The organism is Hyella patelloides LEGE 07179, assembly GCF_900659865.1.
GTDB lineage: Bacteria > Cyanobacteriota > Cyanobacteriia > Cyanobacteriales > Xenococcaceae > Hyella > Hyella patelloides.
Genome location: NZ_LR213830.1, coordinates 14,722 through 29,233, shown reverse-complemented (window position 1 = coordinate 29,233; position 14,512 = coordinate 14,722). Strand labels below are relative to the sequence as shown.

The window sequence follows — 14,512 nt, the reverse complement described above, 5'->3', positions numbered from 1 at the left end:
CCCTAAAGGACTTCCTTCGGTCGCGCACTTACGTCGGCGCGGGGGTGGATAGGGGAGACTTTTCTGGTTTGAGATTTTGCTGCCAACAGTTGTCTATGGTTGGTTGAAGTCTCCCCATCCCCGCGCACCGCTAATCTAATTTTGTACGGCTATAGTATGAGACAAACTTAGATTAAACAGACAAAAATTTAGAGGAGCAAACACTTGTTCGCCCCTCAATTCGATACTATTTTTTCTCCTACTTTATCTATCTCTTCTACTTCGCTTTAAGTTAACTCTTTTTGTTAACCAAAGATTACGCTGTTTCCAGCCAATCATAAATACGATCTAGCTCTTCTAAAGTAACTAAGCCATATTGCCATAAGATCATGGGTACAGGCTCAACATTTTTGTCTACAGCTTTTTGAACTATAGCTAGAGCATCTTTCGGCATAGCCAAGTCATCTTCGAGAAATTGAATAAAGTTGTTGTAAATGGAGCTTGTCACGATTAGCAACCCCCTATTATTTATTAGTTATTTTTATCTGCTTGTCTTACATATAGTTGGTACTAAAGGTTGAAAACCACTATCTTTTGAAAGACTTTTCTCATTATTCAGGTTGAACAATTGATTGCCAGTGTTTTAAATCACACATTAACAAAATCATCATGTTCTGCTAAAAATGATTCAAAAATTGGAATATATAGTATATGCCCAAAACTTCACAAGAAAATATGCACTCTCACATAAAGACAGGGTAGCAATTTTTGGTAGTTTGAAATTAAAAATTAAGTAAAAATCTTAACTATTGCTTAGTTTTGTTGCAAAGTATCTAAATATTTGATTTCAATAAAGTCTCCCGCAGCCAATCCTAGCTCTTTGGCTCTTCCTGCTCTGAGTTCGATTACACCATCGACAACGGTATCAGGCCCATAAAGGGGACAATCTTCTGGTTTAGTAGTACAGGGAGGAACCGAGCCTGCGATCGCCATAATTTGACCTTCTTTAATAAAAATCATATCTAAAGCCACAGGAACATTATTCATCCAAAAGCGAGCAATTCTCGCTTCTCCCAAAGGGAAAAACATCCCTCTATTATCTGGTAACGCATCACGAAACATTAACCCCATAGCTTGTTGTTCGGGAGTTTGTGCGACTTCTAAATCGATAGTTTCTTCTTCGATCAGAGCTTGAGCAGTGATAGGTAACACTTGACCTTGATTCCGATCTTGAGTTGTCGTTTCTTTTGCTTGAGCAATTTGTAGACTATCTTGAGAAACTATCATGCCACAAGAACTACAAAGCAACCAAATTAAAAACAAAATAGTGTAAAAATTTTTGTGGTTATTTTCTTTTTTAATCGTTATATTTTTTGTCAACATTAGTTTTGACTTCATCTTTTGCTCTTTTACCAGTACCTACTACTTTTTCATCCCTTATCACTCATCCTTTACATGACTAAGACTCTTTCAAAACATAGCCTACACCACGAACAGTCTGAATCAGTCTTTTTTGCCCTTTTAGTTCAACTTTAATTCTTAAATAGCGAATGTATACCTCTATTACATTTGATTCTCCTCGATAATCATATCCCCAGACGTTTTCAATAATTTCTTCTCTGGTTAGAACTTTTCCTGGGTTTGACATTAAGTACTTAAGAAGCTCAAACTCTTTCATTGTCAAATCAATAGTTTGCTCGTTTCTGATTATTTGACGAGTTGCTAAATCGAGAATTAACTCCCCAAAACGTAATTGTTCTTTTGGCTCTTGAGCAGGTTCGAGGTACAAACGAGCTAAGTTTAGCAAATAATCTTTATTGTAGGGTTTAAGTAAATAATCATCCGCTCCAGCTTCTAAACAAGCCAACCTTTCTTCTATAGTTTCTTCTTCTACTAACATCAGCACAGGAACACGGCTACCCATATTCCGCAGTTGATGACAAAATTTAATTCCTAATTCACCAGAAAATACTCGGTCAAGAATAACCATTGCTGGCTCAATATTAATAAATTTCTGTAATCCTAAATCAATATTAGGCTCTATTACAGGGAAATAACCAGCTTGCTGCAAATCTAAACTGGCTTGTTGAGCAAAAGTATCTTCTACTATTAACAAAACTCGAAAATTATCAGTAGCCATCGATTTAGTAATCACCTAATAACTTAATCACCTAATCAGTTATCAGTAAAACATTTGCTACTTGATACTTGCTACTTAGTACTTAATTCTTTACCCTTCATTGTTCATTCTCGATCAGGGAAGTTCCACTGATGTCGGTTTGGCAATATGAGGTAGTCCCCAGCCTAATTTCTCTCTGAGAATACGGAAAAATTCAGGTGATTTTAAGCGAATAAATTCTGCTCTATATTTTGACTTTGTGATATTGATGCGATCTTCAGGTAGAATGTAACAGCCACCATTACCATCTACTATCATCACCATTTGATTGGGAGTTGCGGGAAAGACATTAACTACTTCGCGATCGCTAAAGACTAAAGCACGAGAAGCCAAAGAATGGGGGCAAATTGGTGCTAACTGCAATACTGGTACTTCTGGAGTTACTACTGGTCCTCCTGCACTCAGAGAATAAGCTGTAGAGCCTGTGGGTGTAGATATTATGATGCCATCTGCTGCAATATCTACAGGAGCGTGTTTACCTATTTGAATCTCAAAATGACACATACTGGTAAGAGGTTCTCTATGCAAAACCATTTCATTTAGGCAAAGAGCTTCCCACAGTAAAGCATCATTCCGAAACACTCTGACTGCTAACATAGATCGCTCTTCAATTTCGTACTCTCCTGCCAATAAGCTATCAATAGCTTGGGGAAGTTGATTGACATAGGTTTCTGTCAAAAAACCCATATGCCCAGTATTCACTGTCAATAAAGGTATTTTACTCGGAGCTAACTGGCGACAAGCAGATAAAACCGTTCCATCACCTCCTAAAACGATAGCAAAAACCATATCTTCGTCAAAATCAGGTGGTACTAGCTGCTCAATGCGGGTATGACACAGAGGACTATCAGGGGAAGAATACTCTAAAATGCCTCCAACTCCTGTGGTTAAGGAGACATCCCAACCACTAGCAACTAGCTTTGATTCGATTTCTGAGGCTATTTGGCAAGCTACAGGCTTAATGTCGTTATAAATAATGCCTGCTTTGGGCTTTGGCACAATTAAAAATGATCCTTGTTTATAGGTGCTAAGGGTTAACAATCTTTGGTGATTGTATCTTATCAGTTACCAGTTACCAGTTACCAGTTAACAGTTATCAGTTATTGGTTTCAAGTGATAGAGATCGAGTATGTCAGAATAATCGCAATTTAGCGATTCTAATACCAACACCTTGATAGTGCAATTAACGGTAAATTTGGTTGATTAATTTCTTTCTTAAAAGTTTTAACGGGACTTAAGTTAGTAAGTTGGAACATGAAGCCCAATTGGTGGACGCACTAATTTTAAATTTCCATCGACCAATTTCTCATAGCGATCACGCAGTGCCAGGCTACGCCTGATCGCAGATTACTCCATTTTATTTGCCACAGTCAGAGATTACTCTGGAATACTAGGTTTAATCATTCTACTAATCAGTCGAAAACTGCTCCATCTGACTGATTAAATGTTCAAAATAAGGAGCAAGACTTTCTGCTTCAGCAGCAGTAAATTGCTTTAAACTAAACACTTTTAAATTTCTTAACCCCAATACCATCGCATCAAGAGGAACTTGTAATTCTTGATAAAGTTCTTCCATATAGCCCAGACCTTCTTTACTGGTATAGTTAGTAGATTGTCCAGCTATGCCATAGGTAATACAGCGTAAAAAATGCCAAAAATCTCGCCAACAAGCTTCTGCTCTCATCGGAGGGTAAAGCCCGCCTCCTGGTTCTATAATTTGAGAGAAAGTTGCTAATACTTCTGCTCTGGAACTGTTGACAATTTCTGTGACATCATCTCTAAGTATTTGAGCTTGTTTTAAAGAAGTTGCTAAATGAGGAGCAATCTTAGTGATTCGCAGTATGTCTTCATCTGTCAGATAACGACCTTCATTATCGGCTTGTTGGAAAATAGTGACTATTTCTGAGGGATAAGTCTTTTCCCAACCTTCAAAGCTTACAATATGAGACTTTTTTATTAGTTCTTTGGCTTTCTCACTTAACATAATTGCGATCGCTATTTAATAATGAGATATCTGTCTTACTGTCAACACTCGCTGTGGAATAGCGCGACAGTCTTGCAGAAGGGTTTCCCGACCCAGAGAACTGTCGCAAGACTGCTCATCACGCCGAGAGCATTTCCTCCCGTCAAATATCCTCCCAAAGCCTAGTCGCGATCGGGGATATTGTAAAGTAAGGTAAAGGAAAAACCTTGGTTTTTTTGGCATAAAGAATCAGTGGTAAGTAATCAAAATGAGCATGGCTATAAAAAGCACTTATTTTATTGGCTCGATCCCTTCTACAGCAAGCTATAGAGTTTAATATTTAGCTTTAGCTTTGGCTCTCAATACTTTCCTGACTTCATATCTTCTTTATTCTGACCAACGGTCAGAGCAGGCTCCGTCGTTGTACGGCGGAGTAATCTCTGACTCTTTTTAAATTATCAGCAATTATGGATATCAATTTAATTAAAACCTATTTAGAAGATTCCGACCCCCAAAAGCGCATGAAAGCTGTTTTGGAGTTACGCAGTTATGATGCAGAAGTCGCTATCCCTCTTTTGATTGCTCAAATGAACGATCGAGAGTTTCTAGTTCGCTCTTTTGTGGCTATGGGTTTGGGAAGAAAGCAAAATGCAGAATCTTTTGCGCGATTACTAGAGATGATGAAGTTCGACCGTGACCCTAATGTTCGTGCCGAGGCTGCAAATTCTCTTTCTTATTATGGTGAGGTTTCTGTTTCTCATCTAAGACTTATGTTTGAACAAGACGACCATTGGTTAATTCGTCGTAGCATTTTGGCTGCTTTAGCCGAGTTAAATTGTCCCGCAGAATTATTGGAAGTGGCTCTGATTGGTGTTGCAGGAGATGATTTAAGCGTGAGGTCGTCTTCTATCGATTGTTTGGGTGTTCTTGGCAATACAGATAAACAAGCACCCGCATTAGAAAAACTATTATCTTTGGTAGATGACGAATCATGGCGCATTCGTTTAAGAGTCGCTACTGCTTTGGGTAAATTTGACGATTCTAGAGCTAAAGAAGCTCTCAATAAGCTTAAGGAAGACCCCAACCATAAAGTTGTAGGCGCAGTTTTGAATAGCTTGGTTTGATCGAAGAATTAGGAAAGCGCACTGTTGGTGATTAATGATGGGGAATTAGGAACATACACTGCTACTAATCATCGATACAATTTGGTGTTGCTGAATTGAGCTATGACTCAGAAGAAAGGCTATATCTTAATTATTTTGGATTCAAATTCAATTCGTATTTAATATAGATCTAAGTTTATTAAAGCAATTGTAATTTAGCGATAAAATCAATTTATATTTTAAAAGGCGATATTTTTGTGGTGAAATATTTTTCAGATATATTTCAGTAGCAAATATAGGGCTTGAACTTTAGCATAACTTAAAGCATTTTTTTGCTTCTTCATCAAAGATTTTAAATTTGACGCAGTTTCAGCGATCGCGCATTGCTGCCAGAGGCAGACCGCAATTTTGGAAATTCCTGACATCGGCTTTTATCATTATTTTACTTTCATATTTAAGTCTCCAGTTACTTTTGAGAATTGGTACTAATTTCCCTATCGACTTATTCTTTGCTTCTCTAGCTAAAAACTATCATGAAAAGGCAATTGGGGTAATTTTATCGGGGACAGGCAGCGATGGAATTTATGGCTTAAGAGCGATTAACGAAGCAGGGGGAGTCGCTTTTAGTTCAAGATACCGAAACAGCAGAGTTTGACGGGATGCCGTTCAATGCGATCCCCACTGAAGTAGTCAATCAAGTTCTTCCTGTTGCCGAACTAGCCGAACTAATTTATCAATGTATTATTTCACCGCCAGATTTTCTGAATGTAGAATCTACTGAAAATAATCTCCTTACCTACTGTATAGGGGCAGATGGCAAACATAGCGCGATCTCCAATTGATACGATGATGAGAAACAACTTACCTTGACATTGGCGGGCTAGACAAGCTCCACGATCGAGACAGGAGCTTATCTCAACCTAACTAAGCCTGAGATAGTTGAATCTTTAATTTAACAGTATTAACTACCTAGCCTAGTTATTCTTTTTCGTCTCTGAGGTTGCTACTTCAGAAATATGAGTTTTTCCTTATGAGTTGCGATTATGTTTGGGTTCATAAAACACTGTTTCAATTGGTTGGGAATAAGCCGACGCTTTAGTCCTGGTCTTAGGCTGTTCGTACAGTTGCGCCGAGCTATTACTACCATATCCAAACATTGCCTTAGCCTTTGACTGCTTAGAAGATTGATAGAAGCTATATTTTTGAGTTTGATAAGTGGTTTGATACAGTGTATTCTCAACCCCATTAATCGTTGTCAAGGTAGGTTGCTCAATTCCCTGAGACGGACGATAAAAATAGTCGTCAAAGGGTTGTTTTTGTTTCAGGTAGGGTTGAGATTCAGCTTGAGGCATTCCGTATTGTAGCAACGGAAAAGGTTGAGGCTGTGACTTTATTGGCTGCTGATACGCTAACTGCGGATTGTTACTTACTAACATCATATTCTGCTGCCAGTTTTTTAGCACCTTGCTGATATCAAGGCCCATTGCTCGCTGAAAATGCCATAAGCTTCCTTGTAAGAAGAAAAATGCCAAGTAAAAATGAGTATTAGCCAACCAAGTACGGACGGTATAACCTTCGGCGAGGGTTGGTTGAGACTCAAAATAGCGTGGCAAAAATGACTTCAATTCTAAAGTGGGCCCATAAAATTTCTCTGGATAGGACAGTGTATCAAAGCCACAGTAATAAGATGCAGCAAATCCCGCCAAGGCAATGCCAAACAAGGAATAAGACAAGATACCATCCCCTGAAAAAATGAAGACTCGCTCAACCCACTTAAAGGGTGGTATCAGGATATGCCAAGCACCGCCTGCGATAAGCAACACGGCTACATAAATATGTCCGCCCACCAGATCTTCCAAGCTGTTGACATCAAACAGATGGGTTTTATAATCCCAAATGGTTGCTGGATCTAGGGTCGGAGACGTGACTATGCGCACTTGATCTAAATTGGCATCATAAAGACCACCAAAGAATTGTGCTTTGACAACAAGCAACAACGCACCTAAACCTAAAATGACCAGGTGATGTCCTAAGATAAAGCCCAGCTTGGGAGCATCTTGCCATTCAAAATGAAATTTAGCAGCTTTTTCCGAAGCCATCGCCAAGCTAGATGGTAGCCGATTACGATGAAAATAGGCTCCACCTGCTAATACGACCGCTGCAACAATATGGATTACGCCGATTGCAAACCAAGGGTAAGTATTGACAATTGTTCCTCCTGAACCTATGCCCCACCCTTCAGTCGCCAGATGCGGTAACAAAATTAGTCCTTGAGTGTATAGTGGCTCATCAGGGGAATAGACGGCTAACTCAAATAAGGTAAATGCCCCAGCCCACAACATAATCAGAGCAGCTTGAGCAACGTGAGCCACAATAAACGTGTTAGATAAGTCTATAAATCGGGCATTTCCCGACCACCAGGGATATTGCTCCTGGGTTTCATTAGAAGCGTACATAGTAATAGTTTGACTTCAGCAGTGATTTTTCAAGTAAGCCCACCCGTAAGTGAGGGTAGGCTTTTGGGGAAGATTTTTAGAATCTATCTCAGACCATTAATGATGTGATCGAGATAGACATCCATTTCTTGACCTGCTTCAGTACCCACCCGCTGAGTCACTACTTCTTTCATAGCCTGGAGAGCCTGAATTGTTGGCTCAATAGGAACTCCAAGAGATGAGTAGGTGTCCTTTAAGCCATTGAGAACTCGCTCATCCAAGATGGAGATGTCTGCTGCTAGCATGGCATAAGTGGCATAACGCAAAAAGTAGGTTAAATCACGTAGACAAGCTGCATAGCGTCTTGTGGGGTACATATTGCCACCAGGGAGTGTAATATCTCCATATAGTAGGCTTTTTTCCACTGATTCACTGATAACACTGTCAGCACTCGACCCAATCTGATTAGCTGCTTTAACGCGTAAAGTACCAGTTTGAAAGTATTGCTTGAGCTTGTCTAGTTCATTACCTTCAAGATATTGCCCCTTTTCATCAGCAGGGTTAATGAGGGAAGTAATTGTGTCTTGCATGGCTGTTTATTATTTTAATACGAAGTTAAGTACAGAAAAAATATGCTCTTGTATCTTGAATCTTGTCTCGCCTCAGAGCCAGGAATTTGTGATTCCTTTCTAGGCTTGAACCAAGTTCTCAAGAAGTTTCAAAGTGATATCTCTTAAAAGGCACGTATCAGTTGATCGAAATAAGGACCAGCTATGGCAGCTTCCTCGGAACTTAATAGACCCATCGCAACTGACTTTAAGCAGCCCATTGCTACCTTTAGATTAGCGAGGGGAACTCCTAGAGAGATATACATCTCGCGCATACCATCCAGTCCAATGTCTTCTAGAGGCTTAGAATTACCAGCCAAAATGCAATAACTGACTAAGCGAATGTACCACCCTTGATCCCGTTGGCATAAGCCTGTTTTTTGCGCATTACCACTGTTGCTAGGGGTATTGGGGCACTGATTCCAGAACTGCTTGCTGCCTTGGTCAACAATTTTCTGTTCGTTAGCTGCCAATTTTTGGGCAGCACTAATACGTACACTACCTTTGTTAAAAAAATCTTGAAGCTGAGTTAACTCAGCACTACTTAAAAATCGCTCAGAAATATCTGATTGAGCAATTACTTTAGCCACAATACTCATTGACAAATTCTCCTCTAAATCGATTCTATTTTTGCTCGGAAAATTCCCATTTGGAATTAAAATTCTAAACAGAGTAATTTCTAAAAAATAATTTTTTGATCTATCAAAGAAGCAAAAGATTAAAATCTTTTTCATAGAAAATGTCCAATCTTCTTCATGGAAAAAATTCTATTACCAATCGCTTCTTTTTTAGCTCTGTATTAGTTTCTAAACATTTCTAGTTTTAGATTATCATATCTCAAGCTTTTCTTAACATAAATTAATGCTTATGTTAGGAGTTTAATAAAGAATAAAAATTGCCAAGTTCTTTTTATTTTCAGTATTTTTCTCAAATCAAGGCTTTTACTTAAAGTTATTTATACTTAACAAAGTATTTAAAGTTAAGTTTTATAAAACATTTTTTGAGCTATCTCTCTAGTGAATAATGAATTTTTATCAATCAATAATTAACCAATCAGTTTAAATAAATAATGATCAATAAAATTAGTAGATTATGATACTTCTATCCTTCTGTAAGTACCATATTGCTTGTATCTGCTAATAATCTAATGGTGAAGCCTGGCACTGCGCGATCGCTAAAATGGGAAATTATACCACCATGAGGCAATCCCTAAATTTTTTTTGCTCAAAAGGGTTAAACAAAAATTGTTTTTGATGAACAATCAGGGAAATTACTCCCGTGCTATATTAAGAAATGTATATAGAAAATGACTACACTTTACAAAGAACCAAAAGTGTGATTTAAAATCAATGAGGTTACCTCTGAATGATATCCACAAACTCAATAAATACCAGGGTAGAATCTTTAGCTGTTAATTACTTTCAGCGATCCCAAGGCAAATGGAAATCCCAGCGACGCTACTATATGCTGAATCAAGAGACAGAGCCTCAAGAAGTAGAAAGCATTTTAACCGTTGAGTACTTAGAACAAGGTACGCCAGAATTACTAGAGTTAGCCCAATTACATCAGCTAGAACAACCCAATATTTTGGTTTGTGGGACAAAAGTGGCTTGGTCGAGTAACTATACCAATCGCAACCGTAAAGCCTCTGAAGGTTCTACTATCTTTGGAATAGCGGGAAATCAGCTATATCGCGATCGCGGTTTTGCTACTGATAAGCCGATCATTGCGATTTGCTCTTTTACTAACCCCGATACTTTGTGTTTACGCACTGAATACAACAACTCAGTGTTTGAAGAAGAAGTAAAATTAGTAGGGCAGAACTATCGCACCAGACAAACAATAATTTCTCGCGCTCAAAAAGAAATTACTATTGGACAATATTTAGAAACTAGGATTAAGTAGTTGGTTGTTAGTTGTTAGTAGTGATTTCTACAACAGTAAAAGATCATTAGCCATATTTTGTTTGATACAGTAGCGATCGCATAAATTTAATTGAGCGATCGCTTGTTATTTATTTATATATAATGTAGTTAGCAAAACAGTTTGCCACATCAAAAATATCGAAAATTTAGCGATCGCTGCAAGCAAAATTGTCTTTATACAATTGAGTGAGTAATTGAAGACGATTAAACACAAAAGCACTTCATTAATAAGAGATCTCCACAAATCACAAATCACTAACCATTAACCATTAACCAACAAAAAAATACTACTCCTCTCTACAATATAAAAACGAGTAAAAAAATTCTCATAAAGCTAGCTCATGGTGTTAGGGTTTAGTGTATCTTTTTACTGCAAGGAGTAATAGAGGGAATGACAATGGCAAAGGTGCTTGTCTCCGATCCAATAGACCAAGCTGGGATAGAGATTTTATCCCAAGTAGCACAAGTAGACGTAGAAACTAAGCTACCTCTAGAAGAATTAGTCAAGATTATTCCTGAATACGATGCTTTAATGCTACGTTCGGGAACAAAAGTCACCAAAGAGGTAATCGAAGCAGGTAAAAGCCTGAAAATTATTGGACGTGCTGGGGTAGGAGTCGATAACATTGATGTTGCTGCTGCTACCAGACAAGGTATTGTAGTAGTTAATTCTCCCGAAGGTAATACGATCGCTGCTGCGGAACACGCTCTGGCAATGATATTATCTTTATCTCGTCAAATTCCTGCTGCCAATCAATCGGTTAAAGCAGGCAAATGGGAACGGAAAAAATTTATCGGCAATGAAGTTTATAAAAAGACTTTAGGTGTAGTTGGTTTAGGAAAAATTGGCGCACACGTAGCTACCGTAGCCAGAGCTATGGGAATGAAGTTAATTGCTTACGATCCTTTTGTTTCCAATGAAAGAGCAGAACGTTTGCACTGTCGTCTGGTGGATTTAGACTTACTGTTCCAAGAATCAGACTACATTACGTTACATATTCCCAAAACTACAGAAACAGCTAATCTAATCAATGCCGAATCTCTAGCTACGATGAAACCCACTGTGCGAATTGTTAACTGCGCCCGTGGTGGTATTATAGATGAATCTGCGATCGCAGAAGCTCTCAAAGAAAATAAAATTGGCGGAGCAGCCCTAGATGTTTATGCAAATGAACCTCTAGGAGAATCTCCCCTCACAGAACTTGGTCCTAATACCGTTTTAACGCCCCATTTAGGAGCATCTACAGAAGAAGCACAGGTAAACGTCGCGGTAGATGTAGCAGAGCAAATTAGAGACGTTCTATTGGGCTTACCTGCTCGCTCTGCGGTTAACATTCCAGGGCTAAATCCTGATGTGATGGAAAAAATGCGTCCTTACCTCAGTTTGGCAGAAACTCTAGGTAACATGGTAGGACAGTTAGCAGGGGGTAGAATCGAGCAACTCACTGTACGCCTTCAAGGAGAGTTAGCCAGTCAAGATAGTCAACCAATTGTTATTGGCGCACTTAAAGGTTTACTTTCTCAAGCCCTCAGAGAACGAGTTAACTATGTTAATGCCAGCATAGAAGCAGAAGAAAGAGGTATTCGGGTTATCGAGACTAAAGATGCTTCTGACAGTGATTATTCTGGGGGTTCGCTATATTTAGAAGCTGAAGGCTCTAAAGGAAAGCATTCTGTTATGGGCGCATTACTTGGTGACAGCGAAATTCGCATTACCAACTTAGATGATTTTCCCATTAATGTTCCTCCTGCTGGCTATATGTTGTTTACCCTACACCGTGATATGCCAGGAATTATTGGCAATATCGGTTCTTTGCTTGGTAGTTACAACGTCAATATCGCTAGTATGCAAGTGGGAAGAAAAATTGTCCGAGGTGATGCTGTAATGGTATTGAGTCTAGACGATCCTTTACCAGAAGGTATTTTGGACGAAATTACTAAGGTATCTGGTATTACTGATGCCTATACTGTTAAGCTATCTTAAACACCTAATTAATAGCAGTCACAAACTCCAAGATCGGGAGAACTAAATGTCCAATTGCTGGTGGGAGATAATCGTCGTCTGCGATCCGATTCTGGAAGAATCAGTTTTTTGGCGACTAGATAGCTTTGGTTGTTCGGGAACATCTACTCAAGCAGAAGATACATCTTATGTGGTTAAAGCCTATATTCCAGACATAAAAATTAAACCCCTAGATTTATCGGCTTTAACCTTATGGTTGAAAGAAGATGCCATCTCAGTTGAAGCAACAGCCCCTGAAGTAAGTTGGCAGCTAATTAGTGAAGAAGACTGGGCTAGTGGCTGGAAACAATATTGGCAACCGCAAAAAATTGGCGATCGCTTTTTGATATATCCTGCTTGGTTAGATATCCCTCAAAATCCAGAAAGACTATTGCTTCGTCTCGATCCTGGGGCTGCTTTTGGTACGGGAACTCATCCTACTACCCAGTTATGCTTAGAGTCACTAGAAATGCGTTTTTATGAAGAAGCTGAAACTTTAGCGATCGCCGATATTGGTTGTGGTTCGGGTATTCTCTCTATTGGTGCAATGCTTTTAGGGGCTAAAGAAGTAGCTGCGGTAGATACCGACTCTTTAGCGATTAAAACCTGTCGTAGTAACTGTCAGTTAAATGATATCGAGCAAAAACGTTTAATAGTTAGAGAAGGTAGTATTTCAGAACTAACTAAATTAGAAACTACTTACGATGGTATATTGTGTAATATTTTGGCAGATATCATAGTCCAATTATTTCCTCACTTCAATACCATCACTCATGATAAAAGTTGGGCAATTTTAAGCGGAATTCTTCTAGAACAAGCCAATCAAATCGCCGATCTTGTAGAAAGTAATGGTTGGACTGTAGCAGCTTTATGGAAACGCCAAGAATGGTGTTGTTTTAACATTAGACGCTCTGAATATTAAAACATATATAGGTTGCAAACTATTGTCATGATAGTTAGACAACGACATTTAGGGAATAGATGCTTTAATTTGATTTTGAATAGATATAAAAAAACTGGGATAATTTCCCCAGTCATAGTTAATTTTACTGAAAATACAGTGTATAAAATGTATTGCAATACTTAAGTGTGTGCGCTCACCTTAATTTCTTGAAAAATTTCGTTCTTGGCAGGGTGATATTTAACCATTTACAAGTTCTACTTAATTTTCTTCAATTGAGAGCCAAAATATACTCAATATCGAGAAAGATATTTATCTTTTTAATAGTTGTTCTGTAACAATCTTTTTAGACTATCCTTTGAAACTGATTGTTGTAATTTAGAACAAACCCTTGGTAATTTGAGGTTTTACAGGCTGAACTAGGATATCTCATAACTGTTCGTTATTCGTTCTAAAATGTTCTAGAATTGAAGTCTTATCTATTTCTCCCTCATTTAATTTGTTGTTGATATACTTAAGATTACCAATAGTAATACCGACAACTGTAATTAACAAACCAATTTTAAAAATACCCAATAAAGTCTTATTGTAACTGTTACTACCTTTAAGTTTTTTGGCTGAACTCTGGGCGTGTTTTGCTCTTTTATAAAGATAATTATTCTTTTGTTCTTTAGCTAAAGAAGCTGCATATTTAAAATCTTTAATTGCTCGAGAAACATGACCTAATTCTCCATAGATAATAGCTCGATGATAATAGGCATTAGCTAATTTAGAATCCAAAAAAATAGCATGATTATAATTAGCAATAGCATAAGGAAAATCTCCTACTTCATAATAAGAAACTCCCCGATAGTAATAAGCTAAAACCATCTTCGGATTCAAAATTGTTGCAATAGATAAATCTTGGACTGCTTCGCGATGATTCCCTAAAATTCTTTTGACTAAACCACGGCTATAATAAGCTTCTGGGATGCTTGGACAGTGCCGAATCGCTAGATCGTAGTTTTCTAGAGCAGCCTGATAATTTTTGTTATGAAACTGCTCGTTAGCCTTATCTAAATAGTCGATATTCATAGTTTTCAATACCAGTCTGAGTCAAAGACGATTTATTTAAAATAGTTGCTGTTAGTTAAGCCAAATGTTAAAAAGCGTAACTAAAGATCAATATTCCCAGATAAGTCACTAAAACTTAACCTAACTTGAGATTATTTTGAGATATTTCCGATTTATACATTAGCAAAATAGACAAGATTACTGTTGTAAGAATATTGATATTTTACCGAAATATGGCAAAAAAAAGGTTACAAAAAACAAGTTTGGCTAAATCATAAAAATTACCAGCTAATTGTTTCGTAACTGTAAATAGCAGCCAAAAAAAGATGCTTTTTTGAGTTTTTTGAGTTTCGCTCTAATTACA

Annotated in this window: 15 protein-coding genes; 6 read left to right on the top strand and 9 right to left on the bottom strand. The window is 38.0% G+C overall.

Going from position 1 to position 14,512, the window contains the following annotated elements; all coding sequences use genetic code 11:
- Positions 1–295 precede the first annotated feature (295 nt).
- The 5 genes from H1P_RS12340 to H1P_RS12320 all read right to left on the bottom strand — a co-directional run bounded on the left by H1P_RS12340 (position 296) and on the right by H1P_RS12320 (position 4,142).
- On the bottom strand, positions 296–487 hold the full coding sequence (locus tag H1P_RS12340) for a DUF2949 domain-containing protein (RefSeq protein ID WP_144867464.1): 192 nt from the start codon (positions 485–487) through the stop codon (positions 296–298).
- Between the two features lie 305 nt (positions 488–792).
- A complete protein-coding gene (locus H1P_RS12335) occupies positions 793–1,362 on the bottom strand; it encodes a DUF192 domain-containing protein (protein WP_425461532.1) in 570 nt (189 codons plus the stop codon).
- 76 nt (positions 1,363–1,438) lie between these two features.
- On the bottom strand, positions 1,439–2,119 hold the full coding sequence (nblR, locus tag H1P_RS12330) for a response regulator transcription factor NblR (RefSeq protein ID WP_144867462.1): 681 nt from the start codon (positions 2,117–2,119) through the stop codon (positions 1,439–1,441).
- A 114-nt stretch (positions 2,120–2,233) separates the two neighbouring features.
- Positions 2,234–3,157 (bottom strand): NAD(+) kinase, encoded by a 924-nt coding sequence (locus H1P_RS12325; protein WP_144867460.1) that lies wholly within the window; start codon positions 3,155–3,157, stop codon positions 2,234–2,236.
- A gap of 409 nt (positions 3,158–3,566) precedes the next feature.
- On the bottom strand, positions 3,567–4,142 hold the full coding sequence (locus H1P_RS12320; protein ID WP_186375945.1) for a globin family protein: 576 nt from the start codon (positions 4,140–4,142) through the stop codon (positions 3,567–3,569).
- 446 nt (positions 4,143–4,588) lie between these two features.
- Between H1P_RS12320 and H1P_RS12315 the strand changes: the two genes are divergently transcribed.
- The 3 genes from H1P_RS12315 (at position 4,589) to H1P_RS38245 (ending at position 6,066) form a co-directional block, all read left to right on the top strand.
- Positions 4,589–5,245: a HEAT repeat domain-containing protein gene (locus tag H1P_RS12315; protein WP_144867456.1), complete on the top strand. Its 657-nt coding sequence runs from the start codon at positions 4,589–4,591 to the stop codon at positions 5,243–5,245.
- A gap of 337 nt (positions 5,246–5,582) precedes the next feature.
- Positions 5,583–5,879 carry a chemotaxis protein CheB gene (locus H1P_RS38250; RefSeq protein WP_246141651.1) on the top strand — a complete coding sequence of 99 codons (297 nt, stop codon included), beginning with the start codon at positions 5,583–5,585 and terminating at the stop codon, positions 5,877–5,879.
- A 4-nt stretch (positions 5,880–5,883) separates the two neighbouring features.
- Entirely contained in the window at positions 5,884–6,066 is a 183-nt protein-coding gene (locus tag H1P_RS38245) for a hypothetical protein (RefSeq protein WP_246141649.1), read from the top strand.
- Between the two features lie 186 nt (positions 6,067–6,252).
- On the opposite strand, the gene H1P_RS12305 is transcribed toward H1P_RS38245, so the two are convergent.
- From H1P_RS12305 to apcD, 3 genes are all read right to left on the bottom strand, one after another.
- Positions 6,253–7,680, bottom strand: coding sequence for a chlorophyll a/b binding light-harvesting protein (locus H1P_RS12305; RefSeq protein WP_144867455.1), 1,428 nt, complete (start codon positions 7,678–7,680; stop codon positions 6,253–6,255).
- 83 nt (positions 7,681–7,763) lie between these two features.
- Positions 7,764–8,249: an allophycocyanin subunit beta gene (locus H1P_RS12300; protein WP_144867453.1), complete on the bottom strand. Its 486-nt coding sequence runs from the start codon at positions 8,247–8,249 to the stop codon at positions 7,764–7,766.
- 143 nt (positions 8,250–8,392) lie between these two features.
- Positions 8,393–8,866 (bottom strand): allophycocyanin subunit alpha-B, encoded by a 474-nt coding sequence (apcD, locus tag H1P_RS12295; RefSeq protein ID WP_144867451.1) that lies wholly within the window; start codon positions 8,864–8,866, stop codon positions 8,393–8,395.
- A 766-nt stretch (positions 8,867–9,632) separates the two neighbouring features.
- Between apcD and H1P_RS12290 the strand changes: the two genes are divergently transcribed.
- The 3 genes from H1P_RS12290 to prmA all read left to right on the top strand — a co-directional run bounded on the left by H1P_RS12290 (position 9,633) and on the right by prmA (position 13,116).
- Positions 9,633–10,172, top strand: a complete 540-nt coding sequence (locus H1P_RS12290; RefSeq protein ID WP_144867449.1) for a phycobiliprotein lyase — start codon at positions 9,633–9,635, stop codon at positions 10,170–10,172.
- A gap of 417 nt (positions 10,173–10,589) precedes the next feature.
- On the top strand, positions 10,590–12,176 hold the full coding sequence (gene serA / locus H1P_RS12285) for a phosphoglycerate dehydrogenase (protein ID WP_144867472.1): 1,587 nt from the start codon (positions 10,590–10,592) through the stop codon (positions 12,174–12,176).
- 46 nt (positions 12,177–12,222) lie between these two features.
- A complete protein-coding gene (gene prmA, locus H1P_RS12280) occupies positions 12,223–13,116 on the top strand; it encodes a 50S ribosomal protein L11 methyltransferase (protein WP_144867447.1) in 894 nt (297 codons plus the stop codon).
- Between the two features lie 408 nt (positions 13,117–13,524).
- On the opposite strand, the gene H1P_RS12275 is transcribed toward prmA, so the two are convergent.
- Complete coding sequence (locus H1P_RS12275; protein ID WP_144867445.1) at positions 13,525–14,169, bottom strand: tetratricopeptide repeat protein; 645 nt, start codon at positions 14,167–14,169, stop codon at positions 13,525–13,527.
- Positions 14,170–14,512 lie beyond the last annotated feature (343 nt).

Bases quoted from the DNA above. Each gene is read 5' to 3' on its own strand.
- H1P_RS12335 (WP_425461532.1), bottom strand. From the start codon at position 1,362: ATGTTGACAAAAAATATAACGATTAAAAAAGAAAATAACCACAAAAAT.
- nblR (WP_144867462.1), bottom strand. From the start codon at position 2,119: ATGGCTACTGATAATTTTCGAGTTTTGTTAATAGTAGAAGATACTTTT.
- H1P_RS12320 (WP_186375945.1), bottom strand. From the start codon at position 4,142: ATGTTAAGTGAGAAAGCCAAAGAACTAATAAAAAAGTCTCATATTGTA.
- H1P_RS12315 (WP_144867456.1), top strand. From the start codon at position 4,589: ATGGATATCAATTTAATTAAAACCTATTTAGAAGATTCCGACCCCCAA.
- H1P_RS38245 (WP_246141649.1), top strand. From the start codon at position 5,884: ATGCCGTTCAATGCGATCCCCACTGAAGTAGTCAATCAAGTTCTTCCT.
- H1P_RS12305 (WP_144867455.1), bottom strand. From the start codon at position 7,680: ATGTACGCTTCTAATGAAACCCAGGAGCAATATCCCTGGTGGTCGGGA.
- H1P_RS12300 (WP_144867453.1), bottom strand. From the start codon at position 8,249: ATGCAAGACACAATTACTTCCCTCATTAACCCTGCTGATGAAAAGGGG.
- apcD (WP_144867451.1), bottom strand. From the start codon at position 8,866: ATGAGTATTGTGGCTAAAGTAATTGCTCAATCAGATATTTCTGAGCGA.
- H1P_RS12290 (WP_144867449.1), top strand. From the start codon at position 9,633: ATGATATCCACAAACTCAATAAATACCAGGGTAGAATCTTTAGCTGTT.
- serA (WP_144867472.1), top strand. From the start codon at position 10,590: ATGGCAAAGGTGCTTGTCTCCGATCCAATAGACCAAGCTGGGATAGAG.
- prmA (WP_144867447.1), top strand. From the start codon at position 12,223: ATGTCCAATTGCTGGTGGGAGATAATCGTCGTCTGCGATCCGATTCTG.
- H1P_RS12275 (WP_144867445.1), bottom strand. From the start codon at position 14,169: ATGAATATCGACTATTTAGATAAGGCTAACGAGCAGTTTCATAACAAA.